The sequence below is a fragment of the Amycolatopsis sp. NPDC051071 genome, from assembly GCF_040682875.1.
In the GTDB taxonomy this organism is placed as follows: domain Bacteria; phylum Actinomycetota; class Actinomycetes; order Mycobacteriales; family Pseudonocardiaceae; genus Amycolatopsis.
The window spans coordinates 1-23991 of sequence record NZ_JBFBBY010000060.1 but is presented as its reverse complement, the minus strand read 5'-3'; the positions used below and the strand labels follow the sequence as shown (position 1 = coordinate 23991).

The 23991-nt window shown below is 67.7% G+C and carries 23 protein-coding genes and 1 pseudogene; 11 read left to right on the top strand and 13 right to left on the bottom strand.

The annotated features are described in order from the left end of the window. Nucleotides 1-205 precede the first annotated feature (205 nt). Entirely contained in the window at nt 206-2590 is a 2385-nt protein-coding gene (locus AB0M65_RS20455; RefSeq protein WP_364029514.1) for an excinuclease ABC subunit UvrA, read from the top strand. A gap of 97 nt (nt 2591-2687) precedes the next feature. Here the strand turns inward: AB0M65_RS20455 and ligD are convergent, their stop codons facing one another. From ligD to AB0M65_RS20435, 4 genes are all read right to left on the bottom strand, one after another. Next, nucleotides 2688-3623 (bottom strand): non-homologous end-joining DNA ligase, encoded by a 936-nt coding sequence (ligD, locus tag AB0M65_RS20450; protein WP_364029474.1) that lies wholly within the window; start codon nt 3621-3623, stop codon nt 2688-2690. 43 nt (nt 3624-3666) lie between these two features. Then, nucleotides 3667-3984 carry a sporulation protein gene (locus AB0M65_RS20445; RefSeq protein ID WP_364029472.1) on the bottom strand — a complete coding sequence of 106 codons (318 nt, stop codon included), beginning with the start codon at nt 3982-3984 and terminating at the stop codon, nt 3667-3669. Between the two features lie 11 nt (nt 3985-3995). After that, nucleotides 3996-4169: a hypothetical protein gene (locus AB0M65_RS20440; protein ID WP_364029470.1), complete on the bottom strand. Its 174-nt coding sequence runs from the start codon at nt 4167-4169 to the stop codon at nt 3996-3998. An 85-nt stretch (nt 4170-4254) separates the two neighbouring features. After that, nucleotides 4255-4914, bottom strand: coding sequence for a GntR family transcriptional regulator (locus tag AB0M65_RS20435; RefSeq protein WP_364029468.1), 660 nt, complete (start codon nt 4912-4914; stop codon nt 4255-4257). A 103-nt stretch (nt 4915-5017) separates the two neighbouring features. Between AB0M65_RS20435 and AB0M65_RS20430 the strand changes: the two genes are divergently transcribed. After that, nucleotides 5018-5818: a carbon-nitrogen hydrolase family protein gene (locus AB0M65_RS20430; protein ID WP_364029466.1), complete on the top strand. Its 801-nt coding sequence runs from the start codon at nt 5018-5020 to the stop codon at nt 5816-5818. A gap of 106 nt (nt 5819-5924) precedes the next feature. On the opposite strand, the gene AB0M65_RS20425 is transcribed toward AB0M65_RS20430, so the two are convergent. The 3 genes from AB0M65_RS20425 to AB0M65_RS20415 form a co-directional block, all read right to left on the bottom strand. Further along, the gene (locus AB0M65_RS20425) at nt 5925-7271 is read right to left on the bottom strand and encodes a prolyl oligopeptidase family serine peptidase (protein ID WP_364029464.1); all 1347 of its coding nucleotides are present in this window, start codon (nt 7269-7271) and stop codon (nt 5925-5927) included. Then, entirely contained in the window at nt 7268-9589 is a 2322-nt protein-coding gene (locus AB0M65_RS20420) for a penicillin acylase family protein (protein WP_364029462.1), read from the bottom strand. The genes AB0M65_RS20425 and AB0M65_RS20420 overlap by 4 nt, the downstream gene beginning before the upstream one ends. Nucleotides 9590-9690: 101 nt before the next feature. Then, entirely contained in the window at nt 9691-10269 is a 579-nt protein-coding gene (locus tag AB0M65_RS20415) for a helix-turn-helix domain-containing protein (protein WP_364029460.1), read from the bottom strand. Nucleotides 10270-10520: 251 nt separating this feature from the next. Here AB0M65_RS20415 and AB0M65_RS20410 point away from each other — a divergent pair, with 251 nt between their 5' ends. Both AB0M65_RS20410 and AB0M65_RS20405 read left to right on the top strand, forming a co-directional pair. Further along, nucleotides 10521-11702, top strand: a complete 1182-nt coding sequence (locus tag AB0M65_RS20410) for a lytic murein transglycosylase (protein ID WP_364029458.1) — start codon at nt 10521-10523, stop codon at nt 11700-11702. Nucleotides 11703-12193: 491 nt separating this feature from the next. Continuing rightward, a complete protein-coding gene (locus AB0M65_RS20405) occupies nt 12194-12622 on the top strand; it encodes a pyridoxamine 5'-phosphate oxidase family protein (protein WP_364029456.1) in 429 nt (142 codons plus the stop codon). Between the two features lie 54 nt (nt 12623-12676). On the opposite strand, the gene gcl is transcribed toward AB0M65_RS20405, so the two are convergent. Genes gcl through AB0M65_RS20390 form a run of 3 tightly spaced genes read right to left on the bottom strand, consistent with a single transcriptional unit; the run spans nt 12677 to nt 16086 of the window. After that, complete coding sequence (gcl, locus tag AB0M65_RS20400; RefSeq protein ID WP_364029454.1) at nt 12677-14371, bottom strand: glyoxylate carboligase; 1695 nt, start codon at nt 14369-14371, stop codon at nt 12677-12679. Nucleotides 14372-14374: 3 nt separating this feature from the next. After that, entirely contained in the window at nt 14375-15262 is an 888-nt protein-coding gene (locus AB0M65_RS20395) for a 2-hydroxy-3-oxopropionate reductase (RefSeq protein ID WP_364029452.1), read from the bottom strand. Further along, complete coding sequence (locus AB0M65_RS20390) at nt 15259-16086, bottom strand: TIM barrel protein (protein ID WP_364029450.1); 828 nt, start codon at nt 16084-16086, stop codon at nt 15259-15261. The genes AB0M65_RS20395 and AB0M65_RS20390 overlap by 4 nt, the downstream gene beginning before the upstream one ends. 179 nt (nt 16087-16265) lie before the next feature. On the opposite strand from AB0M65_RS20390, the pseudogene AB0M65_RS20385 reads away from it, so the two are divergent. Beyond that, nucleotides 16266-16430: pseudogene (locus AB0M65_RS20385) on the top strand (epoxide hydrolase); the annotation flags it as partial. A gap of 45 nt (nt 16431-16475) precedes the next feature. Beyond that, nucleotides 16476-17291: a MerR family transcriptional regulator gene (locus AB0M65_RS20380; RefSeq protein ID WP_364029448.1), complete on the top strand. Its 816-nt coding sequence runs from the start codon at nt 16476-16478 to the stop codon at nt 17289-17291. Here AB0M65_RS20380 and AB0M65_RS20375 read toward each other — a convergent pair. Together AB0M65_RS20375 and AB0M65_RS20370 are read right to left on the bottom strand one after the other, a co-directional pair. After that, nucleotides 17278-17595, bottom strand: coding sequence for an alpha/beta hydrolase (locus tag AB0M65_RS20375; protein WP_364029446.1), 318 nt, complete (start codon nt 17593-17595; stop codon nt 17278-17280). The genes AB0M65_RS20380 and AB0M65_RS20375 overlap by 14 nt on opposite strands. A gap of 12 nt (nt 17596-17607) precedes the next feature. Continuing rightward, entirely contained in the window at nt 17608-18081 is a 474-nt protein-coding gene (locus AB0M65_RS20370; protein ID WP_364029444.1) for an alpha/beta fold hydrolase, read from the bottom strand. A gap of 51 nt (nt 18082-18132) precedes the next feature. Here AB0M65_RS20370 and AB0M65_RS20365 point away from each other — a divergent pair, with 51 nt between their 5' ends. Together AB0M65_RS20365 and AB0M65_RS20360 are read left to right on the top strand one after the other, a co-directional pair. Further along, nucleotides 18133-18678, top strand: a complete 546-nt coding sequence (locus AB0M65_RS20365; RefSeq protein WP_364029442.1) for a GNAT family N-acetyltransferase — start codon at nt 18133-18135, stop codon at nt 18676-18678. 15 nt (nt 18679-18693) lie between these two features. After that, nucleotides 18694-19320, top strand: coding sequence for a LysE family translocator (locus tag AB0M65_RS20360; RefSeq protein WP_364029440.1), 627 nt, complete (start codon nt 18694-18696; stop codon nt 19318-19320). Between the two features lie 46 nt (nt 19321-19366). Here the strand turns inward: AB0M65_RS20360 and AB0M65_RS20355 are convergent, their stop codons facing one another. After that, the gene (locus tag AB0M65_RS20355) at nt 19367-20428 is read right to left on the bottom strand and encodes a cobalamin-independent methionine synthase II family protein (protein WP_364029438.1); all 1062 of its coding nucleotides are present in this window, start codon (nt 20426-20428) and stop codon (nt 19367-19369) included. Between the two features lie 259 nt (nt 20429-20687). Here AB0M65_RS20355 and AB0M65_RS20350 point away from each other — a divergent pair, with 259 nt between their 5' ends. The 3 genes from AB0M65_RS20350 to ahcY all read left to right on the top strand — a co-directional run bounded on the left by AB0M65_RS20350 (nt 20688) and on the right by ahcY (nt 23780). Next, nucleotides 20688-20954, top strand: a complete 267-nt coding sequence (locus AB0M65_RS20350; RefSeq protein WP_364029436.1) for a DUF3040 domain-containing protein — start codon at nt 20688-20690, stop codon at nt 20952-20954. 47 nt (nt 20955-21001) lie between these two features. Next, nucleotides 21002-22054, top strand: a complete 1053-nt coding sequence (locus AB0M65_RS20345) for a DNA polymerase IV (RefSeq protein WP_364029434.1) — start codon at nt 21002-21004, stop codon at nt 22052-22054. 250 nt (nt 22055-22304) lie between these two features. Continuing rightward, a complete protein-coding gene (gene ahcY, locus AB0M65_RS20340; protein ID WP_364029432.1) occupies nt 22305-23780 on the top strand; it encodes an adenosylhomocysteinase in 1476 nt (491 codons plus the stop codon). The last annotated feature ends 211 nt before the right edge of the window (nt 23781-23991 follow it).

Below are 23991 nucleotides of genomic sequence, written 5' to 3'. Positions count from 1 at the left end.
CCGCCTCCGGTTCACCAACTCCTCGCGCCGCTGCTTTGAGAAGGATCAGGAATCGAGAAGCGCGGACGGCCGGGATGCACCTAGCGTGCTCATCGTCGCGAGGGCATCGCACGTTCGAAGGGGACGAGCGGCTCGAAACTGGTTAGATCGAGCCCGGAGTGGCTGACGGACCGTACACGCGGCCCTTATCAGGGATGGAGACATGATGCGCAAGACCACGAGGCCGCAGCCGCCCGAGGAGCACCCCGCCGACAGCCACGACCTGATCCGGGTACTGGGCGCGAACGAGAACAACCTCAAGAACGTCGCCGTCGAGCTGCCGAAGCGACGTTTGACGGTGTTCACCGGCGTCTCCGGATCGGGTAAGAGCTCCCTGGTCTTCGACACGATCGCGGCCGAGTCGCAGCGGCTGATCAACGAGACCTACAGCACCTTCGTGCAGGGCTTCATGCCGACGCTGGCGCGGCCCGAGGTCGACGTCCTCGACGGCCTGACCACCGCGATCATCGTCGACCAGCAGCGGATGGGCGCCGACCCGCGTTCCACGGTCGGCACCGCCACCGACGCCCACGCCATGCTGCGCATCCTGTTCAGCCGGATCGGGAAGCCGCATATCGGCTCGCCGCAGGCGTTTTCGTTCAACGTCGCCTCGATCAGCGGCGCGGGTGCCGTGACCGTCGAAAAGGGCGGGCGGACCACGAAGGAACGCCGCGAATTCAGCGTCACCGGCGGGATGTGCACACGCTGCGAAGGCCGGGGCAAGGTCAACGACATCGACCTCACCGCCCTGTACGACGACACGAAATCCCTCAACGAGGGCGCGCTTTCGGTCCCCGGTTTCTCCATGGAGGGCTGGTTCGGCCGCATCCTCCGCGGCTGCGGGTTCTTCGACCCGGACAAGCCGATCAAGAAGTACACCAAGAAGCAGCTGGACGACCTGCTCTACAAGGAGCCGGTCAAGCTCAAGATCGACGGTATCAACCTGACCTATTCGGGTTTGCTGCCCACGATCCAGAAGTCGTTCCTCTCCAAGGACCGGGAGGCGATGCAGCCGCATATCCGCGCGTTCGTGGACCGGGCGGTCACCTTCACCACCTGTCCCGAATGCGACGGCACCCGGCTCAGCGAGCTCACGCGCTCGTCGAAGATCAAACGGGTCAACATCGCCGACGCGTGCTCGATGCAGATCAGCGACCTCGCCGACTGGGTCCGCGGCCTCAAGGAGCCGTCGGTGGCGCCGCTGCTGGAGAAGCTGCTGCACACCCTCGACTCCTTCGTCGACATCGGGCTCGGCTACCTCTCGCTGGACCGGCCGTCCGGCACGCTTTCGGGTGGGGAGGCGCAGCGCACCAAGATGATCCGGCACCTCGGCTCTTCCCTCACCGACGTCACCTACGTCTTCGACGAGCCCACCATCGGCCTGCACCCGCACGACATCCAGCGGATGAACAACCTGCTCCTGCAGTTGCGCGACAAGGGCAACACGGTGCTGGTCGTGGAGCACAAACCGGAGACCATCGCCATCGCAGACCACGTCGTCGACCTCGGTCCCGGCGCCGGGACCGAAGGCGGCACCATCTGCTTCGAGGGCACCGTCGAGGGCCTGCGCGAAAGCGACACCAGCACCGGCCGTCACCTCGACGACCGGGCGTCACTCAAGGACAGCGTCCGTAAACCGACCGGCAAACTGGAGATCCGCGGCGCGGACCGCCACAACCTCCGGAAGGTCAACGTCGACGTCCCGCTCGGCGTGCTCTGCGTCGTCACCGGCGTCGCGGGCTCCGGCAAGAGCTCGCTGATCCACGGGTCCATCCCCGCCGACGAGGGCGTGGTGTCGGTCGACCAGACGCCGATCCGCGGCTCCCGGCGCAGCAACCCGGCCACCTACACCAGCATGCTCGAACCGATCCGCAAGGCCTTCGCCAAGGCCAACGGCGTGAAACCGGCCCTGTTCAGCGCCAACTCCGAAGGCGCCTGCCCGAACTGCAACGGCGCCGGTGTCCTTTACACCGACCTCGGCATCATGGCCGGTACCGCCACCACGTGCGAGGAGTGCGAAGGCAAGCGGTTCCAGGCGTCGGTGCTGGAGTACACCTTCGGCGGCAAGAACATCAGCGAAGTGCTGGCAATGCCGGTGTCCGAAGCCGAAGAGTTCTTCGCCGAGGGCGAAGGCCGCATCCCGGCCGCGCACGCCATCCTCAGCAGGCTCAAGGACGTCGGGCTCGGCTACCTCAGCCTCGGCCAGCCGCTCACCACGCTTTCGGGTGGCGAGCGGCAGCGGCTGAAGCTCGCCACCCATATGGGCGACAACGGCGGCGTCTACGTCCTCGACGAACCCACCACCGGCCTGCACCTCGCCGACGTCGAGAACCTGCTGGGCCTGCTGGACCGGCTCGTCGACGCCGGCAAGTCCGTCATCGTGATCGAGCACCACCAGGCGGTCATGGCGCACGCCGACTGGATCATCGACCTCGGCCCCGGCGCCGGCCACGACGGCGGCAAGATCGTCTTCGAGGGCACGCCGTCCGACCTCGTCGCGACCGCTTCGACGCTCACCGGCGAGCACCTGAAGGCCTACATCGGCAAGTAGTCCTCTAGTTGCGGTCCCCAGGCCGCGTCTCCGCAAGTAGTCCTCTAGTTGCGGTCCCCAGGCCTGTGTCTCCGCAAGTAGTCCTCTAGTTGCGGGTTTAGCCCTCGGTTTCGAGGCCGTCCCGGTCGGCCCATTCCAGGAGGGTGTCCAGCGAGTAGGCCGTGTCGTCGATGCCCGCGTGCAGGTCGCCGAGGTCGGCGAAGCGCGCGGGCACGGTGGCGATGGTGAACTCGCGTGGTTCGACGTCGTCGATCTCGGCCCAGGTGATCGGGGTCGAGACGACGGCTTCGGGTACGCCGCGGACCGAGTAGGCGCTGGCGATGGTGTGGTCGCGGGAGTTCTGGTTGTAGTCGACGAACAGCTTCGAAGGATCGCGGTCCTTGCGCCACCAGGTGGTGGTGACCTGGTCCGGCATCCGCCGTTCGACCTCGTGTGCGAAGGCGAGCGCCGCCCGGCGTACCTCCTGGAAACCCCAGCGGGGCTCGATCCGGACGTACACGTGCAGCCCATGGCCGCCGGACGTCTTCGGCCATCCGGTGATGCCGAGTTCGCCGAGGATCTCGTGGACGGTGTGCGCGACCTCGCGCACGGTCGAAAAGGGACAGTCGGGCATCGGGTCGAGGTCGATCCGCCATTCGTCGGGCCGTTCGGTGTCGGCGCGGCGGGAGTTCCACGGGTGGAACTCGACCGTCGACATCTGCACCGCCCAGATCACGTCGGCGGGATGCGTGACGCACACTTCGTAGGCGTGCCTGCCCGAGGGGAAGTCGACGCGGACCGTCTGCAGCCAGTCCGGGGCACCGTTCGGGACACGCTTCTGGTGGACCTTCTCCCCCGCGACGCCGGACGGGAACCGGTGCAGCATGCACGGCCGTTCCCGCAGCGCGCGCACGATCCCGTCGCCGACCGCCAGGTAGTACTCCACCAGATCGAGTTTGGTCTCGCCCCGTGCCGGGAAATAGACGCGATCCGGGTTCGAGACGCGGACCGTCCGGTCCCCTACCTCGATCTCCACCGCCGAGCTTTTCGCCATGCAGCGAAAATAGCCCGAAAGCCGTCCGCGCGCGCCGGGGCGATCAGTTCTTCCGGCGCCTGGCCTTGTGGATCGCCGCGACCATGATGGCGAAGACCGCACCCAGGACGGTCACGTCCACCGCGGGCACCCAGCGCACGTCGCCGCCCTTGAGGACGTACGCGCCGACAGGCCGCGCGGCCAGCATGAAGCCGCCGCCCTCACCCTCCTTGCCCTGCTCGGTGCCGTGTCCGCCGCCTCCGCCGCCGATGACGCTCGCGGCGGGGATCACCACGACGCCGTCCCGTTCGACCGGTTCGCCGTAGACGCGCCGCACGGTCAGGTTGTCGCGCATCGTGCCGGCGACCTTCTCGAGTCCCATTCCCAGTCCCCCTAGCCGTCCAGTTCCAGGGCGATCGCGCCACGCAGGAGGTCTCGCGCCCTGTCCAGGCCCATCGAACCAGAAAGCCACCGCTCACTGAGTCCTTCGACGAGGCTGGTGAGCCGTTCGGCGGCGGCGTCGGCCTTGGAATCGACGCGCCGGATCACGTCGGCGACCTCGGCCACGGTCCTCCGCTCGCGGACCGTCCGCCGTCGCCGCGGCCTCTTGGGTGTACGTCGCGGCGTGATCGTTGACGCACGACCAGCCGGGTCAGCCTTCCTGAGGCAGCGCCGACATCACCTCGGACACCGGGCGCAAATGCTGCTCCAGCAACCGCGACGCCTCTTTCGCGTCGTGCTTGTCCAGAGCGGCGACCAGCTCCCGGTGTTCGTCGTTGATCACCGTCAGCCGCTCCGGCCGCGCCTCCAGCGCACGTACGGTGACGCGCTGCTGGCGTGAGCGCAGCGTGTCGTACAACTCGGTCAGGACGGAGTTGCCCGCGGCGTTCACGATGGCGCGGTGGAAGCGGCGGTCGAAGCCCGAGACACCGAACCAGTCACGTTCGGCACCGGCACGCACCATTCCGTCAATCAGTTCCGGCAGTTCAGTGGGGGCGCCCGCGTGGTTCGCGCAGAGCATCGCGATGGCGTGCCCTTCGATCAGCCGCCTGCTCTGGTAGACCTCTTCCAGTTCCCTGGCGGTGACGGTGCGCACCTGGGCACCCTTGCGCGGCAGCAGGCTGATGAACCGCTCGGCCGCCAGGCGGTGGAAGGCCTCGCGCACCGGTGTCCGTGACACGCCGACGACGCCGGAAACCCACATCTCGTCGAGGAAACGGCCGCCCTCCAGCTCACCTGAGATGATTCCGTCGCGCAGCCACGTGTAGACCCGCTCGCGCGCCGGGCCGCCCCCTTCGGCGGTCACACTCATCCCGATCCCCCTCTATGCCGTTACTTTCCGCGATCGAGCCTACACCTGGACCATTCAAGTATCCATCATGTATACAAGAGCTCCACGTATCGGAAGGGGTCCCATGGTGCACGTCGCGGTGGCGCAGTTCGCGCCAGGCAACGACAAACAGGCCAACCTCGCACGCGTCGCCTCCCTCGTCGGTGAAGCGGCCGACCGCGGTGCGCGGGTGGTCGTACTGCCCGAATACTCGCTGTTCACCGTACCGACGATGAGCCGGGAATTCGTGACCACGGCGGAAGAACTCGACGGCCCGTTCGTCACCGAACTACGCGGGCTCGCGAAGGACCGTCAGATCACCGTCGTCGCCGGCATCAACGAAGCACTCCCCGGTGGCGAACGGATCTCGAACACGCTCGTCGCGGCCGGTCCCGACGGCGCGATCGCCGCGTTGTACCGCAAGCTGCACCTCTACGACGCCTTCGGTTTCCGTGAATCGGAGCTGGTCCGCCCCGGCGACATCGAGGCACCGGAGACGTTCGAGGCCGACGGGATCGTCTTCGGCCTGCAGACCTGTTACGACCTCAGGTTCCCGGAGGTCACCCGCCGCCTGGTCGACGCGGGCGCGGACGCGGTGCTGCTGCCCGCCGAATGGATGCCCGGTCCGCTCAAGGAAGACCACTGGACGACCCTGGTCCGGGCGCGGGCGATCGAGAACACGATCTACCTGGTCGCCGCGGGACAGGCGGCGCCGGCGGGTTCGGGGCACAGCATGATCGTCGACCCGATGGGCGTCGTGCTCGCCTCACTCGGCGAGCGCACGGGAACCGCCACCGGCGAGCTTTCCGCCGAGCGGATCGCCGAGGTCCGCGCCAAGAACCCGGCGCTGGAACTGCGCCGGTTCGCCGTCACTCCGAAGTCCTGAGTATCTTCAGTGCCGGAGGTCCGTTCGTGAAGACACGCCCTCGGGCGTGGTGACGCGGCTTCCGTTCGCCTGGGTGCCGGGTGGCCGCCCGGCACCCAGGCTCATTTCACGGAACCAGCAGTCCCCAGTGGACGGCCCACGGGACGAACAGGGCCACTCCGGCGAGCATCAGCCCGACGCGTACTCCCCCACTCGTCTCGTTCCGCCGCCGCCACCACGAAACCGCGGTGAGCACACCGGCCACGACGACGCCGGCCGCGATGATCTGCAACGCCAGCCACGGCAACGTCCGTCCGAGAAGGACTGGACCCGGCGCCTGCGCCGCCCCCGCCGTCAAGGCGACGTAGTAGGCGAGGAAGCCCACGGTGGCGAGCAGACCGGTCGACGCCAGCCAGCGCGCGGGCCGGGCGAGTGGCACCACCGTCGGCTTCCCACGGCGGAACAACGCCGTCACCGGATAGGCCGCGAAAGCCAGCAACGCCAGCGCCCACCCACCGATCTGCAGCCAAGGTGCCTCATACCAAGCCAATGGCGCCAACGCGACGCTCGCACTCGCCTGCCGCGGTGGCGGATCGGCGGACGCCTGTACCTGCCCGTCCTTCAGACCGGTGACCCAGGTCCCGACCAGATCGAGATAGCCGGGCGCGAAACCGTCGAGTTTGTCGAAGCCGTCCGTCGTCTTCCGGAGCCCGTGCTGGGCCTGCGGGAACACTTTGAGCGTGTACTGCCGGTTTCCCGTTCGCTCCAGCGTTTCCCGGAAGATCCGGACGGCCTCGCCGGGTGGGGTGAGCCGGTCCAGTTCACCCCACAACCCGAGCACCGGTTGCCGCACCTTCTCCAGCACCGGCACCGGGTCGTACCCGGCCTCGGGGAACGCGCCGGCACCGGCGAGGGTCCGCATGTTCGTCGACGCGACCATGTCCACCATCGAGCCGGTGACCCCGCCTCGCCTGAGATAGGTCTCGAACGCCCATGCCTGCTGACGATCGGGTGAGACCCCGTTGGCACCGACGGTGACCACGAAAGCGACGTCCTTCGACTTCGACGCCGCCAACGGCGCCACCCAGCCCCCTTCGCTCAGCCCCCACACCCCGACTCGGGTGGGATCCACGCCAGGCTGGGCGCGCAGGGCCTGGACGGCGGCGACCGCGTCGTCGGCCAGGACCGAGTAGTCCCGCTCGAACAGCGAATAGCCTTCGGTCCGCTTGTCGTAGATCAGTGTCGCGATCCCAGCCTTGGCGAAGGCCTCGGCTTCCGCGCGGTAGTCGCTCCTCGGGTGCTCGCCCGAGCCGTGCACCATGACGATCCCGGGGGCGGGCCCGCCGCCTTCGGGGGCAACCACCGTCCCGTGCAAAGTCACGCCGTGACTGGCGAACGACACGTCACCCGCCGGAGCGGCCGAGGGTGCGGGCGACGAGACCGCCACGACGGCCGCGAGCAGCGCCGCGATCATCGCCTGCTCACCCGGATCACTTCGAGCGACGGCGACGCGAGGATGTCCTTCTCGCAATACCGTTCGGTGACCCATTGCTTGCGCGAGTACAGCTCCGTCTGGTCACTGTAGTGTGCGGACTTCGGGTTCCCGGACTGCGAGTAGGTCAGCAACGTCGTCGTGTCTGGGCAGCCGGTTCCGTTGAACGCCACGACGTGCAGGTACGTCCCGCCGTGCACGACCTCGGTGTAGCCCTTCGCCGGATCCCAAGGCCCACCGAGGGAATCGTAGACACCGCGACCGGCGGTTCCCCCACCGAGCAGGATCTTCTTGCCGTTGCGCACGACGTAGTGGTTGTCGCCGAAGGGCGCGTCGAACGGGATCTTCGCCGCCGTCAACTCCGCGACGGCGTCGGTGAACGCCTTCCGGATCGCCGCGTTGCCGGTGTCGAGAGTGTTCGGCGTATGGACGGGATCGTTGACGTCGAAGGGAACCTTCCACACGCCGGAGCCCTTCCGATCCACTCTGGCCCAGAAACGGTCGAACAGCAGGGCACCCCGGCTTTCGGCGTCCGAACGACCGTCCCAGCCCGCCAGCGCGGCGCACGCGGCGTCCATTCCCGGCATGGTGCGGCACATCCCGACGACGTCGGGCAAGACGAGTTCGGCCGCGTGGTCGCGGTGCGAGAACATCAGGTCCCGCATCGCTTGCCCGGTGAAACCACCCTTCGCCAGCTGGTCCGCGATCTCGAGGAAACCGCCGCGTGTCCGCAGGTTCTGCTCTTTACGAACGGGACCGACGATCCGGGGGAAGCCGGTCTGCGGCTTGGCCGGATTGAAGAGCCAGTAGCTGTCGTTCGAGTTCGCGAGGTAGTCGTCGCGGCTCAGGCTCGGCAGGCTGGACGGGCCGAAGACCCCCGGCCGCAGCGCGTCACGGTCACGCCCCCAGGCACACGACGTCTTCGAGCCGTCGAGTACCGCGACCCCGTTGGCGTCGAACAGTTCCTTGCCCAGCGGGGTGTTGCAGCGTGCCGCCTTCTCGTCGGTGACGTGCGGGACGCCGTGGATCTGACTGTACGCCGTCCGGCCAAGGTCGTCGGTGGCGAGGATGTTCATCCACGGCAGACCCTGGGTCCGGCGGACCGAGTCGATCATCTCCCCCGCCGTCCGGCCGCGGGCGATCTCGAACATGGAGTTCGTCATCCCGAGGTTCCCGGCGTTGGCGTCCGCGATCGCGAACGCGCTCGACGCCGTCCACGGCAGTTCCCGTTGCCCGAGCCGGGTCGTCACCGGACCGTACCTTGTCGTCCACTGTGGACGTACGACGCGCTCCAGCGTGCCGTCGGCCTTACGCGACAGGACACTCACGTCGTTGCGTCGCATCTGCTCGGGCTTCCCGTCGACGAGATAGGTCGTCGGCGAGCCGGGTACGAGCTTCAGTTCGAACAGCGTGTACGTCCGGGTCGCGTCGGTGGCCGTACCGCTCCAGGCGGCGGTGCCGTTATGCCCCAGCCACATCAGCGGAATACCGGGGATACCGGCGCCACTGACGTCGAGCTTGCCCGGCAGGCTCAGCTGCGACTGCCAGAGCCTCGTGCCACCCGAGAGCCACGGCAGGTGCGGGTTGGCCAGCGAGACACCGCGGCCGTTCGCCGAGGCCGCCGAGCCGATCGCGATGGCGTTGCTGCCGATCCCTGTCTCCCCGAGCAGCTGCTCCCGGCCGCTGCCCGCCGGCTGGGCTCCCGGCAGCGAGGCGGTGATCGAGTCCACGAGCCCGCCCTGCCCGAAGACCATTCCGACGGCGTGAGTGTGCCGGTAGACGTCGAGTTCGGTGATCGGTTTCAGCCAGCCGGCGCCGCGGCAGGCCGGGTCGGTGGTCTCGCCGGAGCGCAGGTACTTGTCGACCCCCTCGACGTAGCCGCGGATCAGTTCCCTGACCTCGCGATACGGCCCACGCGGCGCGGGCTCGGCCAGCATCCGTTCGACGGCGCCGCTTTCGTTGAGACCTTGGAAGTAGAGGTCACTGGCCAGGTTCGTACTCGCCTGGCTCACCCCGCTCGTCGGCGGCGCGTCCGGGCCGAGCCAGCGGGAACGCTCTGCTCGGGTGGTCATCGCGACGTCGGCGATGGCACAGAGGTTGTCCTTGGCCGCCGCGTACCCCTGGCCGAAGCCCAGGTCCACGTAGTCGTTCGCGACGATATGCGGGATGCCGTACTCGGTGTAGCGGATGGTGGCTCCCGCCCGGGATACTCCATCCGGCGGTTGCGCTGCCGTCGCGGTTCCCGCCGCGAGCAGGCTCATCGCGGTACCGATGGCCGCGACGCGTTTCCAGAGCAGCATGCTGCTCCCCCTTGTCTGTGGAGTCGTTCGTGAAGACACGCCGTCCGGCGTGGTGACGCGATCCGGTGGTCGAGTGGCCGCTCTCCCACCGGGTTTTCCGTTCAGTTCCCCCTTTCGCCCTCCCCATCCGGATCCGGGAACGCCGTCCAGCGCACGAAGACCTTCCGCGCGTCCGGGCCGGGTTCCGGCCGCCAATAGCGGCGCAGCAGGTCCAGGTACTCCTCCCAGAACTGCTTCAGCTCCGCCATGTTCACGTGCACCGCGCCACGCGAGAACACCAGCGCGTCACCCCATTCCCCCAGTTCACCGCGACGTTCGACGAAGCGCGCCATCTGTTCGAGGTCCTCGGTGAAAGCGGCGCGCTGCGCTTCGTCGAACACCGCGCGCATCTCGTCGCTCTGCTCGCTGTGCCGGGGCCACCGGATGTCCCGTGCCCTGGCACGCCACCAGCGCTCCTTGCCGTGCGCGAGTTCCGGCGCCTCCTCGACGAAGGAGTACTTCGCCAGTTCACGCAGGTGGTAGCTGGTCGCGCCCGAACTCTCCCCCAGTTCCTTGGCCAGCTTCGTCGCCGTGGCGGGCCCTCGGCCCAGTGCTTCCATGATCCGCCTGCGCAACGGATGCATCACCGCCTTCAACACGGCGGGATCGGCGATCTCTTCGGGTGGCGGCGGACCGGTCATGGCACCAAGATAGCCGTGCAAAGGAGATTGTGCAAAGACTTCTTTGCACGCAGTACAGGCCACGTCCTCGGCAGCGGCGGACGATTCTGCTGGCGCTTCGGTGAACTCAGTGTGAAATTGACAAGTTCACTACGAAGGTCTTGTGCCGGGTGGACGAAATCCCGGCGGCTTCGCAGGTTTTTCGTTGCGCCTTCCCCGAAATTCCGTTGTATCGGATAGTTTTGCCCGGAGTCGACCTAGCGGGAGAGAACATGCCGAAGCACCGCCCTCGACAGACGGACAGGCTGTCCGCCCGGCACCGGACGGCCTTCGCGCTCGCCGGTGGCGCGCTCGCCGTCCTGCCCGCGGTCACCGCGTCGGCGGGTCCCGACACCCCGATCGCCGCGGCGAAGGACACCACCGCGCCGCAGAACCAGGCCGCGCAGTGGCAGCCTCCCGCGGGCACGGTCCCGGAGATCGCCGTCGACGGCAGCCTCCCCGAACCGCCCAACCCGGACCCGCTGACCGTCCCCGGCGGCAACGTCGGCGGCTCGTTCGCGCCGTCGGGCGCGCTCGGCATCCCCGCCAGCATGATGAAGGCGTACCGCAACGCGGCCGACATCCTCGCGAAGGAACTACCGGGCTGCCACATCGACTGGGCACTGATCGCGAGCATCGGGCGGATCGAGTCGAACCACGCGCGTGGTGGTTACGTCGACGCCAAGGGCAACACGTTGGAGCCGATCCTCGGCCCGGTGCTCAACGGCGCCGGGCCATTCGCCGCGATCTCCGACACCGACGGCGGCAAATTCGACGGTGACACGGTATGGGATCGCGCCGTCGGGCCGACGCAGTTCATCCCGTCGACGTGGAAGGGCTACGCCTCCGACGGCAACGGCGACGGCGAGTCGAACCCCAACAACATCTACGACGCGACTCTGGGCTCGGGACGTTATCTGTGCTCCGGCGGCGTCGACCTCGGCTCCGAGCAGACCCAGCGCGTGGCCGTCTACCGCTACAACCACTCGCTGTCCTATGTGGACACCGTGATCCGGTGGGCGGTCTCCTACCGCGGCGGTGTCGCGACACTGCCCGACAGCCAGGTCCCGGTCGGCGCCCCCGACTCCCCGGACGTCGCCGCCGGCGCACCCGGCGGCAAGGTCCCGGTGCCGACCCTGCCCGACGGCACTCCCCCTCCGGTGACGACCACACCGCCGACCCCGTTGCCCGGCACGTCGTTCCCGTCGCCGAGCAGCATCGTCCCGCCTTCGTCGACGAAGCCGAGCAGCACGCCGCCTTCCTCGACGCCGCCGTCGTCGACACCGCCTTCGAGCACTCCGCCCTCCTCGACGCCGCCCCCTTCGAGCACCACGACTACTCCGCCGCCTTCGTCCACCCCGGCGGGGAACAGCGGCGAGGCGACTCCGACCAGCTCGACTTCGCCCACTCCGTAACCACCGCAACTATTGAGGGGTAAGTCAAAGGCGGCGTGACGCCCGGGCTCACTGTGACCGACCTGTTCGCGGGGTCGGCGGCCAGAGCGAAGGCGTAACTCGCGTGCTTGAACACGCAACTCGCGTGCTTGAGCGCGTAACTCGCGTGCTTGAACACGTAACTCGCGTGCTTGAACACGTAACTCGCGTGCTTAAAGACGGATCTCACGTGCTGGACGCCGAACTCAGGTGTGCGGGGTCTGAGCACGCGAGTTACGTCTTTAAGCACGCGAGTTCCCGCTTCAAGCACGCGAGTTACGGCTTCAAGCACGCGAGTGCCGTGCCGCCATGGTTGACTTCCCCTCAGTAGTCCTCTACTTGCGTCCGGCCCTAGTTCCGGGGCCGAGGTGTGCCGGGTGTTGCCTGCATACGACAGCCTGCCCGGAATGTCCTGAACACTCTCCGCGTTACCGCTTCTCGTAGTTCATTCAGCCGAGAGAAGCGAGGCACGGATGTCGTCTTTCGTCATGACCGCCGAGGAACGGGAAGCCTTCCTGAGCGAGGTCCACATCGGGGTCCTGGCCGTGGAGCGGGAAGGACGGGCCCCGCTGGCCGTACCGGTCTGGTACGACTACGAGCCCGGTGGCGAGCTCCTGATCTGGATGGACCGCGGTTCGGTCAAGGACAAGGCGATCAAGAAGGCCGGCAGGCTGAGCCTGGCCGCGCAGACGGAGACCATCCCGTACAAGTACGTGACGGCCGAGGGTCCGGTCGTCGCCAACGACAAGCCGCCGACGCGGGAGCAGGCGCTGAAGATCGCGCACCGCTATCTGCCGGAGGAGAAGGGCACGCAGTACGTCGACGGTTCCCTGAGCGACAACTCCGTGCTGGTGCGGGTGCGGCCGGAGAAGTGGCTCAGCAACGACCAGTCCAAGGCCTGATCGCATGACGACGGTGTCCCGGCAGCCGCAGGGGGGCCACCGGGACACCGTCGTTCAGCCCGCGACGGGCTCGAACTCGACGACGCTGTCGAGCGCCTTGCCCATCGCGGCGTTCGCCTCCCGTTCGATCATGATCTCCACGAGCACCGGCCGTGAGGTGCGCTCGGCCTCCTTGCGCGCCCATTCGAGCGACGTCCGGATCTCACCGGGCTCGGTCACGCGGGTGCCGGAGCAGCCGTAGGCCTCCATGACCTTGACGTTGTCCGTGCCGTTCTTGTCGTAGTGGATGTCGACCTCGAAGTTCATCTCGTAGCCGGTCTCGGCCTGGCGGATGAGCCCGAGGTACTCGTTGTTGAGCATGATGAGCACGAATCCGACGTCGTACTGCGCGGCCACCGCCAGTTCCTCCACCAGGAACTGGAAGGAGTAGTCCCCGACGACGCCGACGACTTCGGCCTCCGGTTTGGCCTTCTTGACGCCGATCGCGGCCGGGATCTCCCAGCCGAGCGGGCCTGCCTGGCCGCACACCTGGTAATGACGTGGCTTGTGTGCGCGCTGGAACTGCCCGGACCAGATCTGGTACAGCCCGATCGCGGTGACGAAGTAGGCGTCCTCGCCGTAGAACTCGTTGATCTCCTTGAACACCCGCGGTGCCTTGATCGGTGTGTCCTCGAAGTCCTCCCGCCGCGGCAGGCTCTCCTTCAGCTCGCCGATGCGGCGCGACCACCCGGGATCCGGCGTCACCGAACGCTTTGACGCCGCTTCGATCAGCGCGTCCAGGAAAGCACCCGTGTCGGACACGATGCCGAGATCCGGCCCGAACACCTTGCCCAGCTGCGTCGGTTCGATGTCGACGTGGATGAACTTCCGGCTGCCGCGGTAGACGTCCAGGTCACCGGTGTGCCGGTCGCCGAACCGCGCACCGAGCGCGAGCACCAGATCCGCTTCGAGGAAGGCCGCGTTCGCCCACCGCTGCGAGGTCTGGATCCCGGCCATCCCGGCGAACAGTTCGTGGTCTTCGGGGAAGGTCCCCTTGCCCATCAACGTCACGCCGACCGGGACGCCGAGCAGTTCGGCCGCTGTCCGCAGCCGGTCGCTCGCGCCGCCGAGCACGACGCCGCCGCCCGCGAGGATAAGCGGGCGTTCGGCGGCCAGCAGCAGGTCGAGCGCCCGCTCGACCCGCGCCGTCGACGGCGTCACCGTGGTGACCGGCAGCGGAGAGTCGATACTGGAGTCCCACTCGATGTCCTGCCGCTGGACGTCGATCGGCAGGTCGATCAGCACCGGACCGGGACGGCCGGACCGCGCGATGCGGAACGCCTCCCGGAACACCCATGGCAGCTGCGCGGCTTCCTTGACCTGCACCGCCCATTTCGTCACCGGCTTGGCGATCTCGACGATGTCGACGGCCTGGAACGCCTCGGTGTGCAGCTTCCGCGAGTCGGCCTGCCCGGTGATGCAGATGATCGGGATCGAATCGGCCTGCGCGGTGTAGAGCCCGGTGATCATATTCGTCCCGGCGGGCCCGGACGTGCCGATCGCGACACCGACGTTGCCGGTCGTCCTCGCCCAGCCGTCGGCCATATGGGTCGCGCCCTCTTCGTGGCGCACGATCAGATGCTCGATGCCGCTGCCCTGCATCGCGTGGTACAGCGGGAGGATCGCAGCGCCGGGACAGCCGAACGCGGTGTCGACGCCCTCACTGACCAGGACGTCGACGACGGCCCGCATGGCGGGGATTCTGGGCATTCCTCACTCCTTGCTTTCCGCGCCGGACAGCGCTTCGACGACTTTCAGCAGGGCGGAGTGATCGAGCGAGCCGTGTCCCATCGCCCGTCCGGCGGCGATGAGCTGGGCGACCAGCCCGGTGATCGGCAGCGCGACTTCGGCCTGCCTGGCGGCGGCGAGCGCGATGCCCATATCCTTGTGGTGCAGGTCGATCCGGAAGCCGGGTGCGAATTCCCGTGCCACCATGGACTTCCGCTTGAGTTCGAGGATCCGGCTGCCGGCGAGCCCGCCCGCGAGCACGTCCAGCCCGACCCCGGCGTCCACTCCGGACGCTTCCAGCAGCACGATGGCTTCGGCGATCAGCCCGTAGGTCCCGCCGACGACCAGCTGGTTCGCCGCCTTGACGACCTGGCCGGCACCGTGCGGTCCCACGTGGACGATCGTCTTGCCGACGGCTTCCAGGATCGGGAGCGCGGCGGCGAAATCCGCGTCCTCCCCACCGACCATAATGGACAGTGAGCCTTGTTGCGCGCCTGCCTGCCCGCCGGAGACGGGTGCGTCCAGCACCCGGATTCCCCGGTCGCCTGCCCGTTCGGCCACCTCGATGGACGTCTCCGGCCGGATCGTGCTCATGTCGATGAGCAAGGTTCCCGGCTTCGCCGATTCCAGCACCCCGCCCGGCGCCAGCACGACGGCCTCGACCTGCGGATGGTTCGGCAGCATGGTGATGACGACTGCCGCGCCGTCGACGGCGTCCGTCACCCCGGAGGCCGCCCGGCCACCCGCCGCTTCCAGCCGCTCGAGAGCGTCGGCGTTCGTGTCGAAGCCACTCACCTCGTGCCCCGCGGCGACGAGATGTCCCGCCATCGGCCCGCCCATGATCCCCAGGCCGACGAATCCCAGCTTTATCATGCCAGTCCCCTTCGTTCGAAAGGCAGCCACGACAGCGATTCCGCGCTCGGCCCGTCGGGTTTGTACTCCACCCCGATCTGCCCGCGGTAACCCGCCGTCTGCAGCTTTTCCAGATATCCCTCGATGTCCAGCGTTCCGGTCCCCGGCTGGTGCCGCCCTGGGGCGTCGGCGATCTGCACATGGCCGATCCGTCCGGTGTGGACAGTCGTGACCGTGTCGAGGTCGTCACCGTTGACCGCCAGGTGGTACAGGTCGGCCAGCAGCTTCACGTTGTCGCGCCCGAGTTCGTCAAGCACCTTGAGCACGTCGGCCGCGGTCTTGAGCGGGTACTTCTCCGCTCCGGACAACGGTTCCAAGACGATCTCCGCGCCGATTTGTGCCGCGGCGTCCGAGGCGAGCGCCAGATTCTCCAGCCCGAGCTTGTCCTGCCCGGCCGGGTCCACGCCGTCGATCCGGTTGCCGTAAAGCGCGTTGAACCGGCGGCAGCCGAGCCGCTCGCCGAGCTCGATCGCGGAGGCGATACCCGCGGCGAACTCGTGCTCGCGCCCTGGCCAGGTGACCAGGCCGCGATCGCCGGCCGCCATGTCGCCGGGGAAGAAGTTGAGGCCGGTCACCGCGACACCCGCCTTCTCGACCGACGCCACGAACGCGTCGACGTCGGCGGCGTCCGGTACCGCCGTCTCGAACGGCCACCAGTACTCGGCCGCGGTGAAACCTGCCGCCCGCGCCGCACTCGCGCGTTCGAGCAGCGGCGACTCGGCGAAGACCATCGACAGGTTCAGCACATACGGCAGCGCATGACGCGAACCGGGAAGATCAACCATCGAAACCTCAGCAATTTCGCTATGCGGAAATTTTCTTTCGTATATCGAGAATAGCCCGCTGACCTGCCATCGGTCAACGGGCGGTATACCAGCGAGGGGTCAGCGGTTTTGGACGTGCGGGGTCAGGTTGCAACCGACCCCGCGGAAAGTGCCGACGGTGGTCGTGGCCACCTGCCGGGATCTTCCCGCGCGAGAGCCCGCGCCCGTCCCGCCGCGGGGCCGAGCGCAGGTTCAGCGACATCCGCCACTGGAACGAACTGGACCGGGGCGGCCACTTCGCGGCCTTCGAACAGCCCGCGGTGTTCACCGATGAGGTGAGGTCGTTCTTCCGGCTCGTGCGCTGACCGTTTGACTGTGACACCGTGTCAGGCTGTCTGGTGGGAGGCGTCATGTTCAGCATCGGAGAATTCGCCAAACACGGCCGGGTGTCGATCCGGATGCTGCGTCACTACGACGCCATCGGGTTGCTGCGGCCCGCGCACGTCGACCCGCACAGCGGCTACCGGTCCTACACCGGCGACCAGCTGGCCCGGCTCAACCGGGTGATCGCACTCAAGGATCTCGGCTTCACGCTCACCAAGGTGCAGGAGATCCTGGACGCGGAGATCGGCGCGGACGAGTTGCGCGGGATGCTGCGACTGCGGCGGGCCGAGCTCGAAGCGGCCATCGCGGCCGATGAGACGCGGCTCAAGGCCATCGAGGCGAGGCTCCGCTCCATCGAAAGCGAGGGAAGCATGCCTTCCGAAGACGTCGTCGTCAAAAGCCTGCCCGCGGTACGCGTCGCCGAACTGACCGGAACAGCGAGCGGATACATCAACGAGGAGATCGGCCCGATCGTGCAGCGGCTGTACCAGGAGCTCTTCGGAGCACTCGGCTCGATCACACCGTCGGGGCCGATGATCGCGTACTACGAAGACACCGAAGACGGCGAAAGAGTGTCCATCCACGCCTCCGTCCCGATCGCCGCCGAGACGGACGGCATCGAAGGGTTCTCGACGGTCAGCCTCGCCGAAGTGCCGGCCGCGGCGACGATCCTGCACCACGGCTCGATGGAGACCGTGCTCTCCAGCTACCAGGCACTGGCGAAGTGGGTCGACGCGCACGGATACCGCGCGAGCGGCCCGGCGCGGGAGTTCTACCTCGACTGCGCGGCCGAGCCCGACACGTGGGTCACCGAACTACAGCAGCCGATCACCCAGGCCTGAGGAAGTCGAGCAAAGCCACGCGGAACTCGTCCGGCGCCTCCAGCCACGGCAGATGGGCGGCGCCGGGCAGCCGCACCCGGGTCACCACGGGAAGCGCCGCCTCCAGCGAATCGACCGCCCAGCGTGGCCGGTTGTCCGCCATCCCGTCCACGATCAACGTCGGGACCCGCAGCGCCCGGCAGGCCTCGACGAGCTCGGACTCCGGCACCGCCCGCATTTCCTCGCCGAGCGCGGCGTTCGCCTCGTAGCTGATCGGGAACCAGGGCGTCGCCATCGCCTCGGCATGGCGCTCGCCGTCCGCCACGAAGTCCGCGGTTCACTGCAGCACCGCGAGTTCACGATCGTCATCACGGTCCAGCTCGCGAAGTTCGGCCCACCGGGCGTGCCGGTCCCCCAGCGCCCGCTCAAAGTTCCGCTTGAACTCCGCGTGCCAGTCGTGTCCGAGCCCGACTCCCGAAACATAGACCAGCGCGCTCACCCGCTCCGGATACGCGAGGGCGTACAACAGCGCGAGATGCGCGCCCCACGAATGCCCGAGCACCGGGACGCGGTCGAGCCCGTGGTGCGCGCGGACGGCGTCGACGTCGGCCACCATCCGCTCCAGTGTGTACGGGCCACGCGGTTCCGACCGGCCGGCGCCCCGCTGGTCCCAGCGGATCAGCCGGAACCGCGGGCCGGGGTCGAGCGTGCCGAACATGTCCCACAGACCTGGACCGCCGTGACAGCACAGGATCGGGTCGCCTTCGCCGGTCGCCGAGGTCCACAGTTCGCAGCCGTCTTCGGTGATCATCACGCGATTATCCGGTATCCCCCGCCGCCGCCGTTGGCTATCTTCCGCGGTATGACGACGCCTATGCCGCCGCAACGGACGGCTACTCTCGCCGACGCGCCCGCGATCGCGGCGCTGATGCGGGCTTCGGTGCTGGAGTTGTTCCCCCGGTTCTACGACGAGCGGCAGACCGCCAGCGCGGCGGTGCACGTCGCGCGGATCGATCTCCAGCTGATCGAGGACGGCACCTACTTCGTGCACGAGGCGGACGGCGAGATCGTCGCGTGCGGGGGCTGGAGCAGGCGCAACAAGATGCACGCCGGCGGCAGCGAGGCGGCGGACGACGCACGTCCGCTCGACCCGGCCACCGAGCCCGCGCGGGTCCGCGCCATGTTCGTCCGCGGTGACTGGACGCGGCGCGGGCTTGGCCGCGCGATCCTGGAATCAAGCCGTCTCGCCGCGAAAGCCGAGGGATTCACGTCGCTGACGCTGACCGCGACCATGGCCGGTGTCCCGCTGTACCGGTCGTTCGGCTTCACTGAAGTCGGACGGGTGATGGTGACGACGCCCGACGGCGTCGACATCCTGAACGCCGTCATGGCCCGCGGGATCGACTAGGCATAGCATCGGCGGATGATTTCCGGTGCCACCGCACTTTCGTTCGTTCTGGTCTGCCTGCTCGGCGCGATCTCGCCCGGCCCCGATTTCCTGGTGGTGACCCGCAGCGCCATGCTCGGCGGGCGCAAAGCCGGGATCGCCGCCGGACTGGGCATCGCGCTGGGTGTCTTCGTCTGGGTGGTCGCGATCGCGCTCGGCGTCGCGGCGATCCTCACCGCGTCGGCCATCGCGTTCACCGTGGTGAAACTGATCGGTGCCGCGTACCTGATCTTCCTTGGTGTCAAGGCGTGGCTGGCGGTGCGCCGCGGTGACTACAGCGAACTCAAGGAGAAGGTGGCACCGGAGGTGGTGCCCTTGGCGGCGTTCCGGCACGGGCTGCTCACCAACCTGCTGAACCCGAAGGTCGCGGTGTTCTTCCTCGCGCTGCTTCCCCAGTTCCTTCCGCATTCGGCGTCGACGGCGCAGACCTTGCAACTGGCGGTGCTCGCCACCGCGGTGACCGTCGTGTGGTTCTTCGTCCTCGCGACGCTGGTCGGTTCGCTGCGGCGGTTCTTCAGCTCCGGCCGGGTGCGGCGCGTGATGGACGCGGTGATGGGCAGCCTGCTGGTCGGCCTGGGCATCCGCGTCGCCGTCCAGAGCTGAAGAAAGGGCCCTTCACCGCGTGACATGCGGCGAAGGGCTCCTCCTGCTACAGCAGCGAGTCGGCGGCGAGGCGTGTGCCCTCGACGCGGGCGGCGATCTTGGCGAACGCGGTGTCCCGAGACGTCGAGGTGTCGTCGGCGAACGGCGAGAACCCGCAGTCGTCACAGGTTCCCAGCCGGTCGGGCGAGATGTACCCCGCCGCCTGCAGTACCCGGTCCCGGACCTCCTCGGCCGTTTCGACGCGCGGGTCGATCGGGTCGGTCACCCCGACGAAGATCCGCTGCTCCGGCCGCGAATGCTCGGCGATCACCTTCAGCGCCCGCTCGGGATCCGGCTCGCTGGCCAGCTGGACGTAGACGTTGCCCACCTTCAGCTGGAACAGCGTCGGCAACAGTTCGGCGTAGTCCACGTCGAGGCTGTGCACCGAGTCCTGGTCACCACCGGGGCAGGTGTGCACCCCGATCTTCACGCGCTCCTCCTCGGAGAACCGGTCGAGCACCGCGTTGTTCAGGTCCACAAAGGACTGAAGCAGCCCGCCGGACGGGTCGAGCTTCAGCGACAACCTGCCTTCGGTGAAGTCGATTTGAACGCTGTCCGCACCCGCGTCGAGACTGCGGCGGATATCAGCTTCCGCCTCGTTGATCAAGTCGGCGATGAACCGTTCTTTCGAATAGCCCGGCAATTCTTCACCGGGATACACGAGCCCGATCGCCGATGCCGCGATCACCGCCTGCTTCACCGGTTTGGCCGTGTGCTTCTTGGCCTCGCGAAGATAGGAGTCGGCGTAGGTCTGATATTTGAAGGGTCCGGCGGTGAGCCTGGGAAGCTGCCGGGTGTGCCCGTCGGCGAACGGGATGACGACGCCGTCCGGCGCGAGCGAGGTGAGTCCCGCCAACGGGTAGGTGGCGAAGCTCGGCTTGCCCTGCTCGCCGTCGGTGATAACCGGTGATCCGGTCTCCTCCAGGCGTTTGATCGTATCCACGAGTGCTTTTTCCTGGAGCTCGCCGAGCCCGTCGGCGTCGAGCCGCCCGGCCGCGTGCTCGCCGAGCCCTTCGACGAGGTACGCCGGCCGGGGAATGCTGCCGATCGGTTCGGTGGGTATGGTCATCTTCCGAGTCCTCCCAGGTGGAGCAGCCTGCGGCCACCACGGCCGTGATCGCAGAAACTACCGACATTCCTCCTCTTTGACGATCTTTCGGCGTGCCGAATGCCCCAATGGTGCAATCAGGCGATCCATAAAGGACGCTCCACTAGCCGGGACGTATAGGTCGTTATACGAAATTTGGTGCGAGATTCGATGCTTATCCGCCCTCCTTCCTGGGTATTCCCCGGATGTCGACGGGCGGTGCGCACCGAAGGAGACCCCGATGCTGAGCCATCACGATCGGCAGGAGCTGGAGAAGATCGAGCGCTGGTTCGAGCTGACCGAACCCGAACTGGCCGCGCGGCTTCGCTCTGGCAAGCCCGCGAAACCGTCACTCCTCCGGCTGGCCGTCCTGCTGGGCCTCGACCTCATGGCAGGCCTGCTGATGCTGCTCGGCATGGTGACGAACAGTCCGGCCTTGCTGCTGATCGGTTTGATCACCGTGACCGCGGCCGTGATCGCACACCTGTCCCGGTTCGGGCGCGACTGACCTCCGGAGAACGAGCAGCGGAACTGCGACGGTCCTAAACTTTCCGGATGGCCGTCCGGGAGTGGGTGCTCCACGTCGACCTCGACCAGTTCATCGCGGCGGTCGAGGTCGCCAGGCACCCTGAGCTGCGCGGTAAACCCGTGGTCGTCGGCGGGACCGGCGATCCGGCCGAACGGGCCGTCGTGGCGACGGCGTCGTACGAGGCGCGGGAGTTCGGCATCCACTCCGGGATGCCGCTGCGGACCGCCGCGAAACGCTGTCCCGACGCGATCTTCCTGGCCACGGACGCACCCGCGTACCAAGAAGTCTCCGATCGGGTGATGGCGACGCTGCGGGAGTTCCCGGTGATCGTCGAAGTGCTCGGCTGGGACGAAGCGTTCCTCGGCGCCACCACGGGCGATCCCGAGGCGCTCGCCGCCGACGTCCGGCGAGCGGTGGCCGAAGAGACCGGCCTTTCGTGTTCGGTCGGCATCGGGGACAACAAGCTGCGTGCCAAACTCGCCACCGGATTCGCCAAACCGGCCGGGATCTTCCGGCTCGTGAAGGAGAACTGGTGGAACGTCATGGCCGAGAAGCCGACGGACGCGCTCTGGGGTATCGGTTCCAAGACCACGAAGAAACTCGCCGAGGCGGGCTATCCCACCGTGCTGGACCTGGCAGGCGCGGATCCGGCCGACCTCGCCGGGCGGTTCGGCCCGAAGCTCGGCCCGTGGTACCGGATCCTCGCCGGGGGAATCGGGGACGCCGAGGTCACCGCGACGCCGTACGTCGCGCGCTCACGCAGCCGCGAGACGACGTTCCAGCAGAACCTGACCGACCTCGAAGCCATGACCGCCGAAGTCGTCACACTGGCGAAACGCGTATCGCAGGACGTCGCCGAAGAAGGCAGGCCCGCCGCGCGGGTCGCGGTCAAGGTCCGGTTCGCGCCGTTCCTGACCCACACCCACAGCGTGACCCTGCCCGCACCGACCGCGGAACCGGCCGAGATCGAGAAGGCGGCGCTGGCCGTGCTGGCCATGTTCGACCTCGGCAGACCGGTCCGCCTGCTCGGTGTCCGCGCGGAATTCTCTTCGACGGCGGCGGAATCCGCGTCGCCTTGACAGCGCTCGCGGCGCTTTGCCATTCTGGTTTCCGGGCCGAGAGGCGCTGCGACGGAATTTTCCGCCACGCTCGGCCCGCCATGACAGACGTAAGGGCGCCTCCCACTGTGGAGGTGCCTTTTTTGCGTTACAACACTTTTCCGGCCTTCGTCTTCGAGGCCGCGCGCTGAACCCCCGCGCCGACCAAGTTCTTCCCGCCGCCGGTGAGAAGGACCGCTTCACCCTGTCTTCCTCGATGAATGGAGAACAAGTGAGCCCCACCCTGTCCAAGGTCAACGGGATCGAATTCGCCGTCGCCGACCTCTCCCTCGCCGAAGCGGGCCGCAAGCAGTTGCGCCTCGCCGAGGTCGAGATGCCCGGTTTGATGGCGCTGCGCCGCGAGTACGCCGATTCGCAGCCGCTGAAGGGCGCGCGGGTCGCCGGGTCACTGCATATGACCGTCCAGACCGCCGTGCTGATCGAGACGCTCGTCGCGCTCGGCGCCGAGGTGCGCTGGGTGTCCTGCAACATCTTCTCCACCCAGGACGAGGCGGCCGCGGCCGTCGTCGTCGGCCGGGACGGCACCGTCGACGCGCCCTCGGGTTCCGCGGTGTTCGCGTGGAAGGGCGAGACGCTCGCCGAGTACTGGTGGTGCACCGACCAGCTCTTCGACTTCGGCGACGGCCTGCTCCCGAACATGATCCTCGACGACGGTGGCGACGCCACCATGCTGATCCACAAGGGTGTCGAGTTCGAGGCCGCCGGCGCCGTCCCGCAGGCGACAGAAGAGGACCCCGAGGAGTACACCATCGTGCTCCGCACGCTGACCGACAGCATCGCGCGCGACGCCGGCCGGTTCACCCGTATCGCCAAGGAGATCCGCGGGGTCACCGAGGAGACCACCAACGGCGTCAAGCGGCTCTACAAGCTCGCCAAGGACGGCGAGCTGCTGTTCTCGGCGATGAACGTGAACGACTCGGTGACGAAGTCGAAGTTCGACAACAAGTACGGCATCCGTCACTCGCTCATCGACGGTCTCAACCGCGGCACCGACGTGATGATCGCGGGCAAGGTCGCGGTCATCTGTGGCTACGGCGACGTCGGCAAGGGCGCGGTGGAATCGCTGCGGGGCCAGGGTGCCCGCGTGGTCGTCACCGAGATCGACCCGATCTGCGCACTGCAGGCGGCGATGGAGGGCCTCGACGTCGTGGAGCTCGACGACGTCGTCGAGCGCGGCGACATCTTCATCACCACGACCGGCAACTTCGACATCATCATGGCCGACCAGATGGCCAAGATGAAGCACAACGCCATCGTCGCGAACGTCGGCCACTTCGACAACGAGATCGACATGGCCGGGCTCGCGAAGATCCCGGGCATCGAGAAGATCGAGATCAAGCCGCAGGTACACGAGTGGGTCTTCCCCGCGACGGCCGACCGCGAGCCGCACTCGATCCTCGTGCTGTCCGAGGGCAGGCTGATGAACCTCGGGAACGCCACCGGCCACCCGAGCTTCGTGATGTCGAACTCCTTCACCAACCAGACGATCGCGCAGATCGAACTGTTCACGAAGCAGGGCGAGTACTCGACCGACGTCCACGTGTTGCCGAAGCACCTCGACGAGAAGGTGGCGCGCCTGCACCTCGACGCGCTGGGCGTGCGGCTGACGAAGCTGACCAAGCGCCAGGCCGAGTACATCGGCGTGGACGTCGAAGGGCCGTACAAGCTGGACCACTACCGGTACTGACGGCACAGGGTCATCGTGAGTGATTTGGGTCGTTAGAGCCAAGAGTGTCTTAGGCGCCTACTGGATTTGGCTGCGGCTGATCGCCGCTGTGGTCTCAAGTGCACCAGCAGGCACAGCGGCGGTCGCGCGTGAAGGGCGATCTCCGCCCCGTCGATCACGAGGACCGCTTCGCCGGAGTAGCCGTCTTCGTCGTGCTCGCTCATTGTGCCTC